We start from the raw sequence: 20,917 nt of genomic DNA, 5'->3' as shown, positions 1-20,917 counted from the left end.
AGACGGCCCATGACCGCGGACGCCGGTATCCGGGCGGCGTCCGCGCAGGGCCGGTGGCTGATCGCCGCCGCCGTACTCGGTTCCGGGGTGGCGTTCCTCGACAGCACCGTGGTGACGGTCGCACTCCCGGCGATCGCCCGTGACCTCGAGACCGACCTCCGCGGCCAGCAGTGGGTCCTCGACGGCTACATGCTGACCCTCGGTGCGCTGCTGCTCGTCGGCGGGGTCGCCGGTGATCGTTACGGTCGGCGTGCGATCTTCGTCGGCGGCCTGGCGGTGTTCGCGGTCGCCTCGGCCGGTTGCGGGCTGGCACCCGGCGTCGAATGGCTCGTCGTGGCCCGACTCGTCCAGGGGGTCGCGGCCGCCGCGGTGGTGCCCGGCAGCCTGGCCCTGATCAACGCCGAGATCAGCCCGGACGACCGGGGCGGTGCGGTGGGCGTGTGGGCGGGGATGTCGGGTGCGACCAGCGCTCTGGGGCCCTTCGTCGGCGGCTGGCTGGTCGACGCGGTGTCCTGGCGGTGGGTGTTCTTCCTGAGCGTCCCGCTCGCGGTTGCCGCCATCGCGATCGCGGTGCGGCATGTGCCCGAGTCCAGAGATCGCGCCGACGGGCGCCTCGACGTGGCCGGGGCGGCCATGATGACACTCGGACTCGCCGGGGTGGTCTATGCGCTGATCGAGGGCCCGGGCCGCGGCTGGTCGTCCCCGACGATCGTGGCCGGAGTCGTCGGCATCGTGGCCCTGATCGGCTTCGGCGTCGTCGAGACGCGTGTGTCCGCCCCGCTGTTGCCCTGGCAACTGTTCCGGTCGAGGCAGTTCAGCGGGGCCAACCTGACCACCCTGCTGGTGTATGCGGCGCTGGGCGGTGCCCTGTTCCTGCTGGCCCTGCAGTTGCAGCAGAGTCTGGGCTATTCGGCATTCGAGGCCGGTGCCGCGATGTTCCCCAGCACGCTGATCATGCTGTTCGGGTCGCCGGTCTCGGGGCGTCTGGCCCAGCGCACCGGTCCCCGCATCCCGATGACGGTGGGCCCGGTGATCGCGGGCATCGGGCTGGCGCTGATGGCGCGCGTGACTCCGGGCGCGAGCTATCTCGGCGCGGTGTTCCCGGCGGTGGTGGTGTTCGGGCTGGGGATGGCGGTCACCGTGGCCCCGTTGACCGCGGCGGCGCTCGGTGCCGTCGACGACGCCCGGGCCGGTACCGCGTCGGGGGTCAACAACGCCGTCGCCCGCGTGGCCGGACTGGTGGCGGTTGCGGTGCTGCCCGCCGTTGCCGGTCTCGACGTCGGACCGGGGCAGCCGCTCGGCACCGGTTTCGGTGTCGCGATGTGGATCGCGGCAGGGTGCTGTGCGGCCGGTGGGGTGGTCGCGGCGTCGACCATCCGGCGGGGCGCGGGCTTCCGGCCGCAGGTGCTGCCTGCGGTGAACAGTGCCTGCCAGGATGCGGTCACCCGCACCGGACCGGTCAGCGGCGGGGAATCCCGAATGCCGTGAACAGTGTTGCCAGCGCGGCGAATCCGACGAGCAGGCCCAACCCGATCGTGTAGCTGTGGTCGACGGCGTCATAGGTCGCACCCATCACCAGCGGTGGGAAGAACCCGCCCAGACCGCCTGCCGCACCGACGATCCCGGTGACCGACCCGACCCGTTCGGCCGGTGCTGCCTGCGCGACCCAGGTGAACACCGATCCGGAGCCGAGGCCCATGCACAGCGCCATCAGGACGAAGTCGACGCCGGCGGGCAGTTCCAGTGGTGGTTTGGTCATCATCCAGATCGCCAGGACCGCGGCACCGCCACACGAGATCAGTGTGATCGGCCGCGGTCCGAACCGGTCGGCGAGTACCCCGCCGACGGGGCGTGCGATGACCGCGGCGATCGCGAATCCGGCGGTGCGTGTGCCCGCGGCCTTGATGTCCAGCGAGTACACATCGTTGAGATAGGTCGGAAGGTAGGTGGAGAACGCGACGAATCCGCCGAATGCCGCGGCATAGAGGAAACTCATCTGCCACGTCACCGGGAGTTTCGCCGCGGCAACCAGTTTCGGTACCACCGGATCGTGGTTGGGCGCCCAGCGTGGCGAATCCCGCATCCAGGTGCGGCAGATCAGCGCGACCACCACCAGCACCACCGCGATGATCACATGCGTGGTGACATAGCCGAACCACGACACGAATCGTGGGGTGAAGTACGCCGAGAGGGCGGTCCCGCCCATACCTGCGCCGAAGACACCGGTGGCGAATCCGCGTCGGGACGGGTCGTACCAGGAGTTCACGAACGGGATGCCGACGGCGAAGGTGGTGCCGCCGATCCCGAGGAAGAATCCGGCGGCGATCAGCAACCAGTAGCTGTCGAGGTACCCGCCGAGCGCCACCAGCAGGACGAACGGGACTGTCGCGATCAGCAGGATCGGGAACATGGTGCGGCCACCGAAGCGGTCGGTGAGGGCGCCGGTGAGGATTCGGCCCACCGAACCCACCAGGATCGGGATGGCCACCAGCACCGACTTCTGCGATGCCGACAACCCGAGGTCCTCTGCGTACCGGATACCCAACGGCCCGATCAGGTTCCATGCCCAGAAGCTGACGGTGAAGGCGAGGGTCGCCAGGGTCAGGTTGACCGACTGCGCACGTGCGGAGACGGCGACGGGGGTGGTGGGCACGGTGGTCATCGGTCGCGATCCCTCACTCCGACCGGGGCCCAGCCCGGTCGGCTCGGACGGTTTCCGGGCGCCGCCGCCACGTCACGGCTGCGGTAGACGATGTAGGGCCGGAAGAAGTAGTGCAGTGGGGCGGTGAAGATGTGGACCAGCCGGGTGAACGGCACCAGGCAGAACAGCAGCATGCCGATCACCACGTGGATGTGGAACCGTAACGGCGCCGCCGACATCGCGTCGATGTCGGGGTGGAGGAAGAAGACCGACCGGAACCACGGTGAGACGGTCTCCCGGTAGTTCACCCCCTCACCGTGGGGGTCGACCGCGCCGACCACGGTGATCACGGTGCCGGCCACCAGGGCGCAGACGAGCACCAGGTACATGAGTTTGTCGTTGCGGGTGGTCGCCATGAACACCGGTCCGGTGGTGCGGCGTCGATAGATCAGCAGACCTACGCCGACCAGGGTGGCGACGGCGGCGATCAGCCCGAAACCGGCTGCACCCCAGTGGTACATCGTCTCCGAGATCCCGATGGCGTCGGTCCACGACTGGGGGATGACCAGGCCGATGGCGTGGCCGGCGATCACCACGAGGATGCCGTAGTGGAACAGGGGGGAGGCGAATCGCAACAGCCGCGACTCGTACAGCTCCGACGAGCGGGTGGTCCAGCCGAACTTGTCGTAGCGGTAGCGCCAGATGGTGCCGCCGATGACGGTCAGCAGCGTGATGTACGGCAGGACTCCCCACAGGAAGATGCTCATCGGAACGTCTCCAGACCGACTGCCTCGATGGGGATCTCGGTACGCACCCCGAATCCCGTGCCCTCCCCGGCAGGCAGGGTGGAGCAGATCGCGGTGAGGACGTCGGCATGGCGGCTGCCACGCTCAGTCAATGCCTGCCGGATCGACTCGAGGGCCCGTCGGTGTGTCCGGAGCAGTTCGGTGCCGCGCTCGGGATCGGCGATGGCGCAGAACTCCAGGATGATCGGGAGATGATCCGGCAGTTCGCCGTGGAGGTCGACGACGAAACCCGAATCGCGGTAGAGCTGTTTGATCGCGGCCAGTGATTCACCGCGGCGTCGGGTGTCACCGTCGGTCCAATAGGTCAGGTACAGCGTGTGTTTGCGATTCAGGTCGAACAGGTCGATGTAGTCGTGGCGCAACACCTCCGGCGGTGTCTGGGCGAGATGTCGCACCATGCCGCGCAGCAGATCGGTGGCCTCGGTGTCATCCTGTTCGGCCAGTGCGGCGTCGAGTAGCGGAAGGCGCGCCAGCAGCGCGTCATCCGGGTAGCCCAGACACCATGACGCCACCTGGTGGACGACGCGGTGATCGGTGGTGGTGAGGGGGCGTCGCATCCGCAGCCTCATGATCGGTCCTCACGACGCGGGAACAGGCCGGCCGGCGCGCCGTTGCCGTCCCAGTTCAGCAGGTTGGTGCGGCCGGCCAGCACCGACTCGCTGGTCGCCGAATCGCTGGTCTGGCGTTGGCGCAGCGCGTGGAAGGTCTCCACCGACACCGGGGCGGGCCGGCCACTGGCCTCGCCGAAGGCCCCCGACTCGAACATCCCGGGCCCGTCGTCGTAGTCCAGGGAGCAGGCCATCTCGTCGAGGTTCTCCGCCTGCTCCAGGTGTGCCGGGGGGATCACATAGCGCTCTTCGTATTTGGCGAGTGCCATCAGTCGGTACATCCGGTAGATCTGCTCCTCCGACAGCCCGACCGACGCCGGGATGGTCGCGTCGGTCTCGCGCCCGAGGGTCACATCGCGCATGTAGGAGCGCATCGCGGCGAGGCGCCGCAGCACGGTGTCGATCACGCCGGTGTCCCCGGCGGTGAACAGCTCGGCCAGGTACTCCACCGGGATGCGGAGGGTGTCGATGGCGCCGAACAGATTTCGGTGGTCCTCGGCGTCGTGGCCCTGGCCGGCGAGCAGGTCCACGATCGGCGACAGCGGCGGGACGTACCAGACCATCGGCATGGTGCGGTACTCCGGGTGCAACGGCAACGCCACCCGGAACTCCTTGGCCAGCGCATAGATCGGCGACCGGCGTGCGGCATCGAGCCAGTCCTCGGGGATGCCGTCCCGGCGCGCCGCGGCGATGACCTGTGGGTCGTTCGGGTCGAGCAGCAGGTCCAGTTGTGCCTGATACAGGTCCTGCGGATCCGGGGTCGACGCCGCGGCGGTCACCGCGTCGACGTCGTAGAGGAACAGACCGAGGTAGCGGAGGCGGCCGACGCAGGTCTCCGAGCACACCGTCGGTTGCCCCACCTCGATCCGCGGATAGCACAGCGTGCACTTCTCGGCCTTGCCCGACTTGTGGTTGAAATAGATTTTCTTGTAAGGACATCCGGTGATGCACTGCCGCCAGCCGCGGCAGCGGTCCTGATCCACCAGCACGATCCCGTCCTCGGCGCGTTTGTAGATCGCCCCGGACGGGCACGACGCCATACACGACGGATTGAGGCAGTGCTCGCAGATCCGCGGCAGATAGAACATGAAGGTCTGCTCGAAGCTGAACGTCACCGCGTCGGACGACTCCTGCCGAAGCTTGGCGACGACGGGGTCGAGATCGCCGTATTCGGTTGCACCGCCGAGGTTGTCGTCCCAGTTGGCCGACCAGGTGACCTTGGTGTCCTCGCCGGTCAGCAGCGACTTGGGTCGGGCGACGGGGAAGTCGTCGCCGAGTGGCGCCTCGACCAGCGTCTGATAGTCGTAGGTCCAGGGCTCGTAGTAGTCGGAGATGGTGGGCTGCACCGGGCTGGCGAAGATGGTGAGCAGCTTCTGCAGCCGCCCGCCGGTACGCAGCCGCAGCTTGCCGCGGCGGTTGAGCCGCCATCCGCCGCGCCAGCGTTCCTGGTCCTCGTATCGTCGTGGATATCCTTGTCCAGGGCGGGTTTCGACGTTGTTGAACCAGACGTACTCGGTACCGGAACGGTTGGTCCACGCCTGTTTGCACGTCACCGAGCAGGTGTGGCAGCCGATGCACTTGTCGAGGTTCATCACCATCCCGACCTGCGCCATCACTCGCATCAGTAGGTCACCTCCTGGCTGCGCCTGCGAATGGTCGACACCATGTCACGCTGGTTGCCGGCCGGACCGAGATAGTTGAAGGCATAAGACAACTGGGCATACCCGCCGATCAGGTGGGTCGGCTTCACCAGCAGCCGGGTGACGGAGTTGTGGATGCCGCCGCGGCGTCCGGTGGCCTCCGACTTCGGTACGTCGATGGTGCGTTCCTGCGCGTGGTAGACGTAGCAGACGCCCTCGGGCATACGGTGACTCACGATCGCCCGGCACACCAGGACCCCGTTGGCGTTGACGCATTCGATCCACTCGTTGTCGGACACCCCGATCGCGGCGGCATCGGCGGGACTGAGCCAGGCGGTGGGCCCGCCCCGCGAGAGCGACAGCATGAACAGGTTGTCCTGGTACTCGGAGTGGATGGACCATTTGGAATGGGGTGTCAGGTAACGCACTGTGACCTGCTGTGCGCCGTCGGGTCCCAACTTGGGTTCCCCGAACAGCCGGTGCATGTCCAGCGGCGGACGATAGATCGGCAAGGCCTCGCCGAGGTCGATCATCCAGTCGTGATCGAGGTAGAAGTGCATTCGGCCGCTGAGGGTGTGGAAGGGTTTGAGCCGCTCGATGTTGGTGGTGAACGGGGCGTAGCGGCGACCACCGGTCTCCGATCCCGACCACTCCGGTGAGGTGATCACCGGGACCGGTGCGCGCTGGGTGTCGGCGAAGGTGATGCGTTTGTCCTCGGCGCCGATCGCGAGGTCGGTGAGCTGCTTGCCGACGCGGCGTCCGAGTTTCTCGAATCCGTCGACGGCCAACGCGCCGTTGGTGGTTCCCGACAACGTCAGGATGGCCTCGGCGAGTTTGGCATCGGTGTCGATCGCCGGCCGGCCGTCGCCGGCACCGCCGAGCATCACCCCGTTGGTCCCGGCCAGCTGCGTTGTGGCCTCGGTCAGGTCGAAGGTGACGTTCTTGACCGTGAAGCCGAGTGTGTCGGCGAGTGGCCCGATCGCGGCAAGTTTGTCGGCGATCGCGGTGTAGTCGCGCTCGACGACGCTGAACACCCCCATGTTCTTGCCGGCTACCGCCGGGATGTCGGGGTCGCGCCAATCGCGCACCCGCCCATGCGGTTGTGCGGTCTCGCCGGGTGTGTCGTGCTGGAGCGGCACACTCACCAGGTCCTTGCGGACTCCGAGATGGGTGCGGGCGAGCTCGGAGAGCTTGCGGGCGAGCAGATGGAACAGGTCGAAATCCGACTTCGCCTCCCACGGTGGGGTGATGGCCGGGGAGAAGGCATGAACGAAGGGATGCATGTCGGTGGAGGAGAGGTCGTGCTTCTCGTACCAGGTGGCGGCCGGCAGGACCACATCCGAGAGCAGCGTGGTGGAGGTCATCCGGAAGTCCGCCGACAGCAACAGGTCGAGTTTGCCCTCCGGGGCCTGGTCGCGCCAGATCACCTCGGATGGCCGTGGCGTCTCGGGGTTCTCGGTCCCCAGCACGTTGTGGTGGGTACCCAGCAGGTGCCGCAGGAAGTACTCGTTGCCCTTCGCCGACGATCCGAGCAGGTTCGACCGCCACAGCACCAGGGTCCGCGGCCAGTTCTCCGGGGCGTCGATGTCGGTGATCGCCGGGGTCAGCCGTCCGTCGACGAGTCGCGCGGCCACCTCGCTCGGGACGTCGGTGGCCGCACCGGAACCCACGGCGGCGGTCACCTCGTCGGCGATGTCGAGCGGGTTGCGGTCGAACTGCGGATAGAACGGCATCCAGCCCAGGCGTGCGGACTGGGCGATCGCGTCGGCGGTGTGTTCGTGGGTGAGGGTGCCGCGGGCCAGCGGCGAGGCCAGCGATGCCGCGGAGTAGCCGTCGTTGCGCCACTGGTCGGTGTGCATGTACCAGTACGACGTCCCGGTCATGGTGCGTGGCGGGCGGGACCAGTCCAGGGCGTTGGCCAGCGAGATCCAGCCGGTGATCGGGCGGCACTTCTCCTGTCCGACGTAGTGGGCCCAGCCGCCGCCGTTGCGGCCCATGCTGCCGGTGAGGATCAGCAGCGACAGGATGGCCCGGTAGGTGGCGTCGCCGTGGAACCACTGGCAGATCCCGGCACCCATGATGATCATCGAACGGCCGCCGGATTCGGCTGCGTTGTCGGCGAATTCGCGGGCGATCCGGATCGCCGCCGTCGCCGGGACGCCGGTGATCTCGGACTGCCAGGCCGGGGTGTAGGGGGTGTCGGCGTCGTCGTAGCCCGACGCCCAGTCGCCGTGTAGGCCGTCGCGGCCGACGCCGTACTGGGCGAGCATCAGGTCGAAGACCGTGGTCACCAGATGTCCGTTGACGCGGACGGCGGGGACCCCGCGGTGCAGCACCGATCCGCTGCCGTCGGGGGCGTCGAACGCCGGGAGCGAGATCGGCACCGACTCCGCGTCGGCGCGGCCGTACAGCGACAGCGCCGGTGTGACCCCCTCGAGATCGAGATTCCAGCGCCCCTCACCTGATTCGGAGTAGCGAAAACCCATGGAACCGTTGGGGATCACCGGCATCCCGGTCTGCTCGTCGAGCAGCACCGTCTTCCACAGGGCGTCGTCGCCGGTCGCATCGGCGCCCGGGAGTCCGGTCTCGTCGGCGGTGACGAACTTGCCCGGCACCCAACCGGCGTCGGTCTGGTCGAGATGGATCAGGAACGGCAGGTCGGTGTAGGTGCGGACGTAGTCGGTGAAGAACGGGGTGTCGCGGGCGACGAAGAACTCAGAGAGGATGACATGGCCCATCGCCATGGCGAGGGCGGCGTCGGTACCGGCCTGCGCGGGCAGCCATTCGTCGGCGAACTTGGTGTTGTCGGCGTAATCGGGGCTGACGGTCACGATCTTGGTGCCGCGATAGCGGACCTCGGCCATCCAGTGGGCGTCGGGGGTGCGGGTGACCGGGACATTCGATCCCCACATCATCAGATAACTCGCATCCCACCAGTCACCGGATTCGGGGACGTCGGTCTGGTCGCCGAACACCTGGGGACTCGCGACCGGCAGGTCGGCGTACCAGTCGTAGAACGACGTCATCACTCCGCCGATGAGCTGGATGAATCGCGTTCCGACGCAATGGCTCACCATCGACATGGCCGGGATCGGGGAGAATCCGGCGCAGCGGTCGGGGCCGTGGGTCTTGATCGTGTGGACGTGGGCCGCGGCGGCGATCTCGACGGCCTCGTCCCAGCTGACCCGGATCAGGCCGCCCTTGCCGCGGGCCTGCTGATAGGCGCGACGACGCACCGGGTCGCCGACCACGTCGCCCCACGCCAGAACCGGGTCGCCGAGTTTTTCTTTGGCCGCCCGGTACATCTCGACGAGGACCCCGCGCGCGTACGGGTGACGCACGCGGGTGGGGGAGTAGGTGTACCAGGAGAATGCCGCGCCGCGCGGGCATCCGCGCGGTTCGTATTCGGGGCGGTCGGGGCCGACCGACGGGTAATCGGTCTCCTGGGTCTCCCACGTGATGATGCCGTCTTTGACGTAGACCTTCCACGAACATGAACCGGTGCAATTGACCCCGTGGGTCGATCGCACGATCTTGTCGTGACTCCAGCGGTCGCGGTAGAACACATCGCCGGCACGCCCCCCGTTGCGGAAAACCACTCGCTCGTCGGCGGTTTCATCCCAGCGGGTGAAGAATCTGCCGACGTTCAGCAGCGAGGAGGCCGCAGGGCCCTGTACGTCCGGTGATCCGGCCATGGGCCTCACCCTACGGCGCATGCCGATTCGGTGGCGGGTAATCGGACGAAATGCACAATAGCTCAGGTTTGCCTATCCAATGAATTCCATGAATGGCGGGTGAACGTGTGCCGGTGCGGAATTGATCACCGAATTACCGATTCGCCGAAATCCGCGATCGACGGTATGGAATACGCGAATTTCACATGGGATATTCCTCATTGTGAGGTCTGTGTCGAAACGATGACACAGATGGTCAGCCGGTGATGACGGTCAGCAGGACCGCCGAATCCTGCTGGGCCGACAGCCCGTGGCGCTCATCCGGGATGGTGACGAGGTCGCCGTCGGTGCCCTGCCAGGTGCGGACGCCGGCGGTGAGGGTCACGTGTCCGCGCAACACCTGCAGGGTGGCCTCGGCGGGGGCCTCGTGTTCGGCGAGTTCGGTTCCCGCGGTCAAGGCGATGACGGTCTGGCGCAGACGCTGCTGCGAACCGCCGTGCAGGGTCTGGGCGGCGCGTCCGTTGTGCCCGCGGTGGGCGGTGGTGATGAGTTCGTCGACGACGGTGGGCAGGTTGGAGGATTCCATGTCTTCACTGTGACACCGACTCCGGCGTGGTGGCGGGAAACCGGATATCGGCGGTCAGGGCACGTCGATCGCGGTGGCACCCGGCGTCACCGACACCGTCCGGGTGGCCTTGCCGCTGCCCCGGATCACGGTCACCGTCGCGACCACCGGCCCGGAACCGGTGGGTGCGACCGCCGACGTCGGCAACCGGTGCGAGGTGTTCCTGGGAGTCGGGAACTCCGGCAGCTGCCGCGGCCGCAGCACCAGGGTCCCGGTCTTGCCCGATCGCAGGTTGCGCCACGAGACCAGCAGGTGATCGTCGGCGGCGCGCGGGTCGTAGCGCTGCAGCGGGCTCACGGAGAAGTCCACCGCGGCGGGTGGCGGCGGGTACTGCAGCGTGCGCGGCGCGGGCCGGGCCGTGACGGTGACCGGCGTCCACGACGGATCGAGTGCCGGGATCGAGATGCTCAGGACACCGGCTGCGACGGGTACCGGTGACGCCACCGGGGCTGCAGCGGCCCCGGACACCGGCACGAGCGTGCCCACCGCGGCGACCAGGGCCACCAGGGATCGCCGGGCGAGGGTGTGTGTCGAGCGCATACCGTCTCCGTTCGGGTCGAGCGTGCGCCCAGCCTACGTTGCGCGGCGTCGGGAGCCCGGTGGTCCTGATCTGCATCGCGCGGACGAGGACCCTACCGAGATCGAGGTGATCTTCCTGGCCACCTTCCGGGACGGGGTGTGCCGAGCACTCACAGCCACGCGAGCGCGGCGACGACCAGCGCCTCGGTGCCGGTGTCGAGGGTCGGCCGCATGACCGGGGCGAAGGTCGGGGAGTGGTTGACCGGGATGTCCTGGTCGATCCGGCCCTCGGCTTCGGCCCGCTGGTAGCGCTCGGGGTCGATGCCACCGAATCCCCAGTACGTGTTCGGAACCCCGAGCGCGCGGGGGATGTCGCTGAAGTCCTCGCTGGCCGGCTGGAGCGGCAACTGCACCAAACCGATCGCCGAAGAACCCGGTGAGTGCGTCGGTCACCCGCGCGGTGACGGCGTCGTCGTTGATCGTCGGCGGGAAGTGGTCGTACAGGCTCGAACTCCGGCGGCCGCGGCGATCCGGCCGCCTGACATTCGGCCTCGACGATGCGGCGGATCGCGCCGAGTACCTTGTCGCGCACCTGGTCGGAGTAGGTCCGGATGTTGAGTTCGAGGGTCGCGGAGTCGGCGATGACGTTGCTCTTGGTTCCGGCGTGGAGGGCACCGATGGTCAGCACGGCGATGTCGGTGGGCGCCACCTCGCGGGCGACGACGGTCTGCAGCCGCATCACCACCGACGCCGCGAGCACGACGGCGTCGACGGCGGCCTGCGGCATCGACCCGTGCGCGCCGCGGCCGTAGAGGGTGATGCGCATGCTGTCGGCGGCGGAGAGCACCGGCCCGGAGCGGGTGCCGACGCTCCCGGACGGTGCCGGTAGGACGTGCTGGGACAGGGCGACGTCGATCGGGGGGAGGACGCCGGCGAGCCCGTCGTCGACCATGCGGGCGGCGCCGTCGCCGAACTCCTCGGCGGGCTGGAACAGGGCCACGAAGGTTCCCGACCAGTGGCCGGTGCCGCGGGAGAGGAGTTCGACCGCACCCAGCAGGCAGGTCACGTGGACGTCGTGACCGCACGCGTGCATCACCGGAACCGTTGTGCCCGAGCGGTCCTGGGCTTGTTCGGTGCTGGCGTAGGGCAGCCCGGTGGCCTCGGCGACCGGTAATGCGTCCATGTCGGCGCGGGCGAGGACGGTGGGGCCGTCGCCGTTGCGGAGGATGCCCACCACCCCGGTCCCGCCGATTCCGTCGTGGACGTCGAGACCCAGTCCGCGCAGCCGGTCGGCGACCAGCTTCGCGGTCCGGTGTTCCTGGTGGGAGAGTTCGGGGTGTTGATGCAGGTCGCGATAGAGATCGGCCTGCCATTCACGGGTGCTGCTCAGTGCGTCCAGGATCGATTGGGCACGTGGCTGATCGGCCATGGGAACCTCCGCGACAGGTGGGAAACGAGGTGTCGGGGCGTCGGTGGCGACGATACTCGCCCGAACCCCCGAGCCCCACCAAACCCTCCACACTTGCGCAGACACTCCGGGTGAAACCCCCGTGGGTCTGCGTAAGTGTGGAGGGTTTGTCCCTCACGATGACGTGTGACAGCTCAGACCGTGGCCGGTGCCGGGATCTCGGGGACCGGACGCGCGGCACGGACCGTCGATCGGATCCGGCCGAGCCGCTCGATCTCCAGGGTGACGACGTCTCCCGGTGACAGCCACCGGTCGGAGGTCGGGTCCACCCCGATGTGCTCGAGCAGACATCCCGTGGCGACGGTCCCGCTCCCGATGAGATCACCGGGTGCCACACGGGTTCCGCGTGAGGCGTAGGCGATCATGTCGCCGAACGACCAATGGAGGTCCGACCAGTTCCCGGACGAGATCTCGACGCCGTTGACGCTCGCCACCATCGACAGGCGGTGGCCACGTCCCGAGCGGACGTCCTCGAGTTCGTCCGGGGTGACCAGCATCGGGCCGAGGCTGGTGGCGGTGTCCTTGGACCTCGTCGCATCCGGACGATGATCCTACGGGCTCACCGCGACCGCCGGTGTCACCTCGGACGGTCCGCGGCGGTGGTCTTCACCGTCGCGTGGGATCGCCTGGGGCCCCACACATTCTGATCCTCTCGTTCAGGCCCGGCGCAGCAGCTCGCGCGCCATACCCGCCAGCAGCGCCGATCGTCGTTCGAACTCGTCGATGTCGAGGTCCTGCTGGCCCATCGCGCCGGCCCGGAAACGGGCGGCGACCCCCTCGGCGATCGCCGCGAGACGCCAGATCGCGAACGCGTGGTAGAAGTCCAGATCACCGACGTCGCGTCCGGTCAGCCGGGCGTACTCGTCGACGACGGTTGCGGTGTCGGGGAATCCGTCGTCGGGGTCGGGGGCCCAGCCGAAGACGTCCGCGGAGGACCAGCTCGCGACCAGCCAGCCGAGGTCGGCGAGGACATCACCGACGGTCCACAGCTCCCAGTCGAGGACGGCGGCCACCTCGCCGTCGGGTGTGATCAGCAGGTTGCCGGGACGGAAGTCGCCGTGCACCACACCGGTCCACCGTTGCGCCGGGATGCGTCGGCCGAGAAGCTCGTGGATCTCCCAGATCGGGCCGGGTCCGACGCCGCCCGCGGTGAGTTGTCTGCCCCACCGCCGCAACTGCCGTTCGATGTATCCGCCGGGACGGCGGAACTCGGTCAGGGCGCCGGTCTCGGTGTCGACCGCATGGATGGCGGCGAGCGTCTCCACCATGTTCGACGCCGCCGTCGTGCGGTTCGGACGGGGAAGGGCGGCGACGGTTGACGCATCGTCGAGCACCACACCGTCGACGTGGTCCATCACGTAGAAGTCGGCGCCGGTGACGGCCGGGTCGGTGCAGCATCCCACGGTCGGCGGCACGGGTACCGGGGTGTCGGCGAGGATGTCGAGGATGTGCCATTCGCGGACCACGTCATGGGCCGAGGCGAGGATGTGGCCGGTGGGTGGCCTGCGCAGCACCCAGCGATGGCCGGCCTCGTCGACGACCCGATAGGTCAGGTTGGACCGGCCGCCGGTGATGAGGTCGAAGTGCAGGGGCGGGGTCACGTCGGCGACGGTGCCGGTGAACCAGGCCGTCACCGAGGCGCGGTCGATACCTGCGGGTTCTGTCGTCGCGTCATGTTCGGTCATCGTTGCCCTTCCCGCCGGCGCTCGACCGCAGGTCTATCACGGCGGTACCGCGTTCCGGGCGGATTCCGATTCACGCGCGCAGCCGATCTCCGAGCCACGTGTCGACGTCGTCGAGCGCGGCTCGTCCCATGGGTGTCGGGTGTGCGGTGAAACCGTGTGGTGCGCCGGGGTAGACGCGCAGGTCCACCTCGACCCGGGCGGCGGAGAGATGGGCGGCCATGACGATGTTGTCGGACATCAGGATGTCGTCCTGCCCCACGACGATCAGCGTCGGCGGCAGACCTGCCAGATCGGCATAGACCGGTGAGATGTCGGGGTGGGTGCGGTCGGCAGCCGATCCGGCATAGGCCTCGATGAAGTACTCGTCGGCGATCGACCGTCCGCTCGGCGTCTGCCCGCTGAGGTCGTAGGTGCCGAATTGTAATGCGGCCGCACGGAATCCGCCGACACCGCGATCGCGAAGGCGGAGCAGTGTGGTCATCGCGAGGGTTGCGCCCGCGGAGAACCCGCCGATGGCCAGGTGGTCGGTGCCGAAGCACTCGCCGGTGTGCCCGGTGAGCCAGAGTGCCACGGTCTCACAGTCATCCGGTGCGGCGGGCCACGGGTTCTCCGGTGCGAGGCGGTAGTCGACGCCGACCACCGCGATGCCGAGTCGATCCGCGATCGCGCGGCCGGCCACGTCGCGCCGTGCCGCCGACCCCATCATGAAGCCGCCGCCGTGGATGTCCAGGAGTACGCCGGCCGGATCGCCCGACGTGGGGCGATGAATCCGCACCGGGACCCGGCGGCCGCCGTACTCGACGACGTCGACCTCGGCCGGGGGATCGGCCGGTTCGGGCGGGGGCGCCGCCGCCCGGAACGACATGAGCTCGGCCTGGTCGGCCGGACCTCGCCCGAAGCCACGCTGCAGGTAGTACTCGCGCGTCGGATAGACCAGTGAGTACAGGCGGGGGTCGATCGTCCGTGTCAGTCCCAGCTTCATCCGGTCAGGGTAGTCCGTGTGCGAGATGCCTCAGGTGTCCCGGTTGCCTGCCGCCGGATCTGATAGGTTGGGTGAAACTCGTAGACGATCGGAACATGTTGTGACAGAGGCGAATAAGTCCGGTAGACGGCCGGCGTACGAGGTCGTCGCCGATGCGCTTCGCACACGGATTCTGGCCGGTGAGCTGACCCCGGGAACGCGACTGCCACCCGACGCCGAGCTGCGCGCCGAGTTCGGTGTCGGGCAGAGCACCGTCCGCGAGGCGATCCGTTCACTCGCCAGCGAGAACCTGGTCCACACCACCCGCGGTGTCACCGGCGGGACATTCGTCGCCACGCCCGACATCGGGCAGCTCAGCGCCCACCTCGAGGCCGGGGTGACACTCCTCGCCGCCGCCGAGGCGGTCACCGTCGACCAGCTGATGGAGGTCCGTCAGCTCACCGAGGTCCCGGCCGCCGGTGCGGCCGCCTTCCGGCACACCGATCTGCATCTGGAAGAGTTGCGCGCCACCATCTTCGACCCGTCGGCCGAGATCGGCCCCGAGGTCTATGCGAACAACCAGGAGTTCCACCGCATCCTGCTGCGCGCCGCCGACAACCCCCTGCTCGACCTGGTGACCGTCCCGGTGTTCCGGGTGATCGGCAGCAGGTTCAGTCGCGATGCCGCGCCCGAGGGGTTCTGGCGGTGCGTCGACGCCGACCACCGGGCCATTCTCGAGGCGGTCGAACGTCGGGACTCGATGACGGCGATGACACTCATGCGCCGCCACCTCGACCACCTCGGTGACGTCTACAAGCAGATGGATCTGCTCAGACGTCAGGGCTGAACCAGCCGGTCGGCCCGCTGGGCGGCCTCACCGTCGGTCGACGTGGATCGGCGGAGTCCGCAGGTGCCAGTCGGTGTGGTCCTGGATCTGTTCGGCCAGTGCGAGCAGGAGTCCTTCATCGGTCTCGGCGGCGGTCAGCTGGCCACCGATCGGCATGCCGGACGGATGTATCCCGATCGGCAGGGCCAGGGTGGGGCCGGTGTGCAACGACCACGGATAGGTGAGTTGCCCCATCCGACGGGCCTGGGCGATCACCGCGTCATCGCCGCCGAGGGGCGGGACATCGACCGGCATGGCCGGCGTCAGCACCACGTCGGCCTCGGCGAACACCCGAACCATCGCCGCCCGGAACACATCCCGCCCTCGGAGCGCGGCATCGCGGCGATCGTCGGAGATGCTCAGCCCCAAGCTGATCCGCTCGCGGGTCGCAGGCTGGAACCGGCTGGGCTCGTCGCCGAGCCGTTGTGCATGTGTCCGTGCGAGGTCGGAGTAGATCAGCGTGTAGACCACGTCCTGGGCCGATTCGCTGTGTGGGATCGGGATGTCGACCACCGTGTGGCCGAGCCGTCGGAGCAGCTCGGTGGTGGTACGGACCGCCTCGCCGATCGCCGGGTCGACGTCGGCGGTCACGAACGGCCACGGCACCGCGATCCGCAACGGCCCGTCGTGCCGGGGTGCCACATCGAAGTCGACCAGGGCCGACAGTGTGCGGTGTACCAGCGATGCGGTACGGGCGATCGGTCCCACGGTGTCGAAACCGGCGCTCACCGGAAAGATCCCGGTCATGTCGAGGGTGCCGATCGAGGGGCGTAGCCCGGTCACACCGCAGCAGGCCGCGGGCAGGCGGATCGACCCGCCGGTGTCGGTGCCGAGCGCGACGTCGACGATCCCGGCGGCCACCGCGACCCCGGACCCGCCGCTGGAGCCGCCCGGGACCCGGGCCGGGTCCCACGGGTTCACCGGTCCACCGGATGCGGAGTTCTGACTGGTGACACCGACGGCGAACTCGGCGAGATTGAGGGTGGAGGTGATGATCGCACCGGCCCGTTTGAGCGCGCCCACGCACTCGGCGTCGGATTCGGCGATCCGATCGGCGAAGTACGCCGAACCGCAGGTCGAGCGCACGCCGCCCACTGCGATGTTGTCCTTCACCCCGATCCGCACACCGCTCAGCGGTCCCGACGTCACATCCGGGTCGGTACCCGAGGACGCCGGAACCCACGAGATGACGGTGTTCAACCGTTCGGCGACGTCGACGATCCCGCCGGTCGGCGGGACACCGGCGTCGGGTGCGGCGGAACCGGGGAGATCCGAACCGGGGAGATCGGCGGGGCCGGCACCGTCGCCGGCCCCGCCGAACCCTGGGGTCAGGACGCCACCCGGGACGAGCGCGCCTGCTCGGTGGCAGCGGCGTCGATCGTCCAGTCGTCGGTGTTCACGACGACACCGTAGTCGCGGCGGGCCTCCTCGGCGGTGAGGTACTCGTCCCACACGTCGGAGAGCACCGCGAACGGATCGCGCAGGAAGGGATCGCCGAATCCGCCGCCCGACGGCATCCGGATCTCCAGGCGATCTCCGGCGTGGACGACCTCCTGGGTGACCTTCGAGAACAGCACCTCCTCGTCGGGCGTGCCGGGATTGCGTATGAACGATCCGGACGCTCCGTCACCGCCGCCGAGCGCGCCCGCCGGCGGGTCGGTCCGGTTGTCGGCCTCCGAGCCCAGGAAGGTGTCGGTCTGCATGTACCAGGTGCGCACGCTGCCGATACCGCCGCGCCACCGGCCGGGCGCGGGCGACTCGTCACGCAGCTCGTAGCGTTCGGCGCGCATGGCGTGGTTGAGCTCGAGTTCTTCGATCGGGTTGTTGCGGGTGTTGGCCATCAGGGCGTCCACCGCATCCATCCCGTCCTTGCCGTTGCGCGCACCGTAGGAGCCCTCGTTGATCTCGATGTAGACCCAGTACGACTCGCCGTCCTCGGCCAGACCCGAATAGGCGATCGCGCACAGTGCCGCCGACGAGCCGGCGATCGCCCGCTCCGGCAACACCGGCGCCAACGCCAGGTTGATCGAGTCGAAGATCCGGTTGACCTGCGAGAACCGTGCAAAACACGACGCCGGGAAGTCCGGGTTGAAGATCGTTCCCTCGGGTGCGTAGGCCCGCACGGGACGGAAACAGCCGTCGTTCTGCGGGACGAACTCCTCGGTGAGGTACTCGTCGAGCAGGATCGTGCGGATCGCGCTCACCGCGACCGGCAACACCGACCCCTCGAAGGGCACGTTGAACGCCGTCGGCACCTGGTCGTTGGAACCGGTCAGGTCGATCAGGACGTCCTCGTCCTCCACCTGCACGCGCACCGCGACCTTCAGCGGCACACCGCGGTTCTTGCCGTCGTCGTCGAGATAGCCGAGCGGCGCCTCGTAGCTGCCGTTGGGGATCGCCCGGATCCGGCTGCGCAGCATCTCCTCGGAGTAGTCCATCCAGCGGTCGGCGGCGCTCATCACCACGTCGAGACCGTACTTCTCGAGCAGTTCGATGAACCGCTTCTCGCCGATCCGCGAGCAGGCGATCAGCGCCTCGAGGTCACCGCGGTTCTGCTCGGGGGTACGCACATTGTCCAGGATGTGCTGGATCAGCATGTCGTTGCGCACGCCGCCGTCGTAGATCTTCATCGAGTCCATCAGCTTGCCCTCGGCCCAGACGTCGACGACGTCCATGCACAGACCGGGGAAGTTGCCGCCGATGTCGGAGACGTGTCCGGTGCACCCGGCGAATCCGATGTGCTCGCCCTCCCAGAAGATGGGGATGATCACGCCGTAGTCGGGGGAGTGTGCGGCACCGTGATACGGATGGTTGTGCAGGATCACGTCGCCGGGTCGGTACGTGCCGGCCAGGCGCCGGTTGACGCCGCGGATGTAGGCCGGGATCGAACCGCAGTGCATGGGAGTCGAATCCGACTCGCACAGCTCACGTCCGTTGACATCGAAGATGCCCGCACCGAGGTCCTCGGACTCGCGGATGAGGCTCGAATAGGCCATCCGGTACAAGACCTGGGCCATCTCCTTGGCCATGGAGTTGAGCGCACCGCCGATGACGCGCAGGGTGATGGGGTCGACCTCGACGGTGTTCCACGTCCGATTCGCCTCGGCGGCAAGGGAAACGCCGTCCTTGGGCATCAGGGCCTTCGCCATGTCAGGCGCTCCTCTCGATGATGATGTGACCCACGGCGTCGACCGTGGCCTTCTGTCCGATGCCGACGATCGTCGTCGAGTCGAGCTGCTGGACGATCGCGGGACCCTCGAAGGTGTTGCCCGCCTTGAACAGTGCGCGGTCGTAGATCGGGGTCTCGACCCACTCGGGATCGGCGGAGTCGTTCTTCCAGAACAGGGCCCGGGTGGTGGCCTTGACGGCGGCGGAGGCGTCGGCCCCGCCCTTCTCGATCTCGGCGATCCGGATGTGTTCGACGGCACCGACTCCGGTGACGCGGAGGTTGACCAGCTGCACCGGCTTGTCGTCGAAACGCTGGGAGTAGGTGCGCCCGTGTACCTCGTGGAAGGTGGCCGCGGTCTGCTCGACCCAGTCGGCGGTGACCTCGCCGCCGGGAGCGGGTACGCGCAACTCGTAACCCTGTCCGACATAACGACAGTCGACGCTGTACTCGAGGGTGATGTCGTCGTCGGCGATGCCGTCGGCACGCAGTTGGTCGACGGCCTGTGCGGAGAGCCGGTCCATCTCCCGGCGCAGGAGGTCGAGATCGGGTTCGGCAGAAGAGGTCCACACGGTGGTGGGCACTTCGTAACGCACGTCGGTGGTCAGCAGACCGACTGCCGAGGTGATACCGGGATGACCGGGGACGATGACCCGGGGGATACCCAGGTGCTCGGCGATCTGCCATGCGTAGAGGGGGCCGGCCCCGCCCTCGGCCACCAGCGAGAAGTCGCGGGGGTCATAGCCTTTGCGCACCGAATGCAGCGAGATGGCCTCGGTCATCGAGTGGGCCAGGATCTGGAAGATGCCCATCGCGGCATGCTCGAGGTCGGCGCCGAGCTTGTCGGCGATGTGGGTGCGGACCGCCTCGGTGGCGAGTTCGGTCTTGACCTCCATGGTTCCCGACAGGAAGCTGTCCTCGCGCAGCCAGCCCATCACGACCATCGCGTCGGTCGATGTCGGTTCGGTGCCGCCGCGGTTGTAGCAGGCGGGTCCGGGGGTGGCCCCGGCGCTGCGGGGGCCGACGCGGAACATCCCGCCCTCGTCGATGCTCGCGATGGAGCCGCCGCCGGCACCGATGGTGTCGACCTCGGCCATCGGGACCATGGCGTGGTAGTCGCCGATCCGCGTGTCGAGCAGGTGCTTCATCCGCAGCTTGCCGTCGGGGGCCACGCCGATGTCGGCGGAGGTGCCGCCCACGTCGAGGGTGATGACGCTGGGGTAGCCCGACGCCTTGCCGATGAAACAGCCGCCGAGCAGACCTGCGACGACGCCGCTGGTCAGCAGCGACACCGGCACCTCGCTCGCGCTGCGCGAGGTGACCAGGCCACCGGCGGAGGTCATCAGGTGGACGTCCTCGCCGACCCGGCCGGCCTTGGCCTTGCCGGCCAGGTTCTCGATGTAGCGGGAGGTCTTGGGGCCGACGAAGGCGTTGAGTGCGGTGGTGGAGAAGCGTTCGTATTCGCGGTACTGGGAGGCGACGTCGCTGGAGAGCGAGACGAACACCCCGGGGTACTCCTCGGCGATGATCTCGCGGACCCGCTGCTCGTGGCTCGGGTTGCGGTAGGCGTGCAGGAAGGCCACGGCGATCGCCTCGACCCCCCGTTCGCGGAGCAGGGCCACCTCGCGGCGGACGGCGTCCTCGTCGAGCGGGGTCAGTACGGTGCCGGCGGCGTCCATCCGCTCGGGGACGGTGCGCCGGTTGCGGCGGGGGACCAGCTGCCACTTCTGCCAGGGCAGATCCTGGTAGTTGGAGTAGTTCAGGGGCCGCTTCTTGCGGGCGATGTGGAGGAGGTCGCGGAAGCCGTCGGTGGTGATCATGCCGACGTCACTGCCGTTGTGCTCGAGCACGATGTTGGTGGCCACGGTGGTCCCGTGGAAGAACATCTCGATGTCGGCGACGTCGATTCCCGCGCGCTCGGCGAGCACCTCGATGCCGTCCATCGTGCCGATCGAGGGGTCGTGGTTGGTCGACGGCGTCTTGTGTACCGTCACCGTCCCGTCGTCGTCCCACAGGACCAGGTCGGTGAACGTGCCGCCCACATCCACGCCGATTCGCTTCATCGAAACTCGCTTCCTCTTCCAACGCCGACACCCCGACCCGGACCGGGGTGGTGCCCGGGTCGGGGTGGTGCTCACTGACGGGAGTGATCTGAGCCATACATGTGCTCGCCGAAAATCTTGCAATACATCGGAGGTTTACGGCAACCCCTAGCCGAATATTTCAAGAATTGCCTGC

At 68.3% G+C, this 20,917-nt stretch carries 14 protein-coding genes and 2 pseudogenes; 2 read left to right on the top strand and 14 right to left on the bottom strand.

The features are described from left to right. The first annotated feature begins 9 nt into the window (after window positions 1-9). The gene (locus GD1_RS06055; protein WP_059036339.1) at window positions 10-1,488 is read left to right on the top strand and encodes a DHA2 family efflux MFS transporter permease subunit; all 1,479 of its coding nucleotides are present in this window, start codon (window positions 10-12) and stop codon (window positions 1,486-1,488) included. On the opposite strand, the gene GD1_RS06050 is transcribed toward GD1_RS06055, so the two are convergent. The 11 genes and pseudogenes from GD1_RS06050 to GD1_RS06000 all read right to left on the bottom strand — a co-directional run bounded on the left by GD1_RS06050 (window position 1,460) and on the right by GD1_RS06000 (window position 14,648). Next, entirely contained in the window at window positions 1,460-2,662 is a 1,203-nt protein-coding gene (locus tag GD1_RS06050; RefSeq protein WP_020789876.1) for an MFS transporter, read from the bottom strand. The two genes, GD1_RS06055 and GD1_RS06050, sit on opposite strands and share 29 nt — an antisense overlap. Further along, entirely contained in the window at window positions 2,659-3,408 is a 750-nt protein-coding gene (narI, locus tag GD1_RS06045; RefSeq protein ID WP_020789880.1) for a respiratory nitrate reductase subunit gamma, read from the bottom strand. Before narI ends, GD1_RS06050 begins: the two co-directional genes overlap by 4 nt. Beyond that, window positions 3,405-4,016 (bottom strand): nitrate reductase molybdenum cofactor assembly chaperone, encoded by a 612-nt coding sequence (gene narJ, locus GD1_RS06040; RefSeq protein ID WP_082365903.1) that lies wholly within the window; start codon window positions 4,014-4,016, stop codon window positions 3,405-3,407. Before narJ ends, narI begins: the two co-directional genes overlap by 4 nt. Then, complete coding sequence (narH, locus tag GD1_RS06035) at window positions 4,013-5,677, bottom strand: nitrate reductase subunit beta (protein WP_053777424.1); 1,665 nt, start codon at window positions 5,675-5,677, stop codon at window positions 4,013-4,015. Before narH ends, narJ begins: the two co-directional genes overlap by 4 nt. Then, window positions 5,677-9,390 carry a nitrate reductase subunit alpha gene (locus GD1_RS06030; protein ID WP_059036337.1) on the bottom strand — a complete coding sequence of 1,238 codons (3,714 nt, stop codon included), beginning with the start codon at window positions 9,388-9,390 and terminating at the stop codon, window positions 5,677-5,679. Before GD1_RS06030 ends, narH begins: the two co-directional genes overlap by 1 nt. A gap of 235 nt (window positions 9,391-9,625) precedes the next feature. Next, entirely contained in the window at window positions 9,626-9,955 is a 330-nt protein-coding gene (locus tag GD1_RS06025) for a cupin domain-containing protein (RefSeq protein WP_020793638.1), read from the bottom strand. Window positions 9,956-10,009: 54 nt separating this feature from the next. Continuing rightward, a complete protein-coding gene (locus tag GD1_RS06020) occupies window positions 10,010-10,534 on the bottom strand; it encodes a hypothetical protein (RefSeq protein ID WP_238403539.1) in 525 nt (174 codons plus the stop codon). Window positions 10,535-10,683: 149 nt separating this feature from the next. Then, a pseudogene (locus GD1_RS06015) lies at window positions 10,684-11,942 on the bottom strand (amidohydrolase). A 173-nt stretch (window positions 11,943-12,115) separates the two neighbouring features. Further along, window positions 12,116-12,499 (bottom strand): annotated as a pseudogene (locus GD1_RS06010) (fumarylacetoacetate hydrolase family protein); the annotation flags it as partial. 138 nt (window positions 12,500-12,637) lie between these two features. Further along, complete coding sequence (locus GD1_RS06005; RefSeq protein WP_059036333.1) at window positions 12,638-13,666, bottom strand: phosphotransferase family protein; 1,029 nt, start codon at window positions 13,664-13,666, stop codon at window positions 12,638-12,640. 70 nt (window positions 13,667-13,736) lie between these two features. After that, window positions 13,737-14,648: an alpha/beta hydrolase gene (locus GD1_RS06000; protein WP_059036331.1), complete on the bottom strand. Its 912-nt coding sequence runs from the start codon at window positions 14,646-14,648 to the stop codon at window positions 13,737-13,739. 100 nt (window positions 14,649-14,748) lie between these two features. Between GD1_RS06000 and GD1_RS05995 the strand changes: the two genes are divergently transcribed. Continuing rightward, window positions 14,749-15,474, top strand: a complete 726-nt coding sequence (locus GD1_RS05995) for a FadR/GntR family transcriptional regulator (protein ID WP_053777420.1) — start codon at window positions 14,749-14,751, stop codon at window positions 15,472-15,474. A gap of 27 nt (window positions 15,475-15,501) precedes the next feature. On the opposite strand, the gene GD1_RS05990 is transcribed toward GD1_RS05995, so the two are convergent. The 3 genes from GD1_RS05990 to GD1_RS05980 form a co-directional block, all read right to left on the bottom strand. Then, on the bottom strand, window positions 15,502-16,713 hold the full coding sequence (locus GD1_RS05990) for an amidase (RefSeq protein WP_083533904.1): 1,212 nt from the start codon (window positions 16,711-16,713) through the stop codon (window positions 15,502-15,504). Between the two features lie 128 nt (window positions 16,714-16,841). Continuing rightward, the gene (locus tag GD1_RS05985) at window positions 16,842-18,662 is read right to left on the bottom strand and encodes a hydantoinase B/oxoprolinase family protein (RefSeq protein WP_059036329.1); all 1,821 of its coding nucleotides are present in this window, start codon (window positions 18,660-18,662) and stop codon (window positions 16,842-16,844) included. A gap of 1 nt (window position 18,663) precedes the next feature. Then, entirely contained in the window at window positions 18,664-20,742 is a 2,079-nt protein-coding gene (locus tag GD1_RS05980) for a hydantoinase/oxoprolinase family protein (protein ID WP_059036327.1), read from the bottom strand. Window positions 20,743-20,917: the final 175 nt, after the last annotated feature.

The organism is Gordonia desulfuricans NBRC 100010, from assembly GCF_001485495.1.
Taxonomy (GTDB): domain Bacteria; phylum Actinomycetota; class Actinomycetes; order Mycobacteriales; family Mycobacteriaceae; genus Gordonia; species Gordonia desulfuricans.
This window is presented reverse-complemented; position numbering and strand designations above follow the sequence as displayed.

Coding starts and splice junctions, on each gene's coding strand:
- GD1_RS06050 (WP_020789876.1), bottom strand. CDS start 2,662: ATGACCACCGTGCCCACCACCCCCGTCGCCGTCTCCGCACGTGCGCAG.
- GD1_RS06000 (WP_059036331.1), bottom strand. CDS start 14,648: ATGAAGCTGGGACTGACACGGACGATCGACCCCCGCCTGTACTCACTG.
- narH (WP_053777424.1), bottom strand. CDS start 5,677: ATGCGAGTGATGGCGCAGGTCGGGATGGTGATGAACCTCGACAAGTGC.
- GD1_RS06025 (WP_020793638.1), bottom strand. CDS start 9,955: ATGGAATCCTCCAACCTGCCCACCGTCGTCGACGAACTCATCACCACC.
- GD1_RS05985 (WP_059036329.1), bottom strand. CDS start 18,662: ATGGCGAAGGCCCTGATGCCCAAGGACGGCGTTTCCCTTGCCGCCGAG.
- GD1_RS06005 (WP_059036333.1), bottom strand. CDS start 13,666: ATGACCGAACATGACGCGACGACAGAACCCGCAGGTATCGACCGCGCC.
- narI (WP_020789880.1), bottom strand. CDS start 3,408: ATGAGCATCTTCCTGTGGGGAGTCCTGCCGTACATCACGCTGCTGACC.
- GD1_RS06030 (WP_059036337.1), bottom strand. CDS start 9,390: ATGGCCGGATCACCGGACGTACAGGGCCCTGCGGCCTCCTCGCTGCTG.
- GD1_RS06055 (WP_059036339.1), top strand. CDS start 10: ATGACCGCGGACGCCGGTATCCGGGCGGCGTCCGCGCAGGGCCGGTGG.
- GD1_RS06020 (WP_238403539.1), bottom strand. CDS start 10,534: ATGCGCTCGACACACACCCTCGCCCGGCGATCCCTGGTGGCCCTGGTC.
- narJ (WP_082365903.1), bottom strand. CDS start 4,016: ATGAGGCTGCGGATGCGACGCCCCCTCACCACCACCGATCACCGCGTC.
- GD1_RS05980 (WP_059036327.1), bottom strand. CDS start 20,742: ATGAAGCGAATCGGCGTGGATGTGGGCGGCACGTTCACCGACCTGGTC.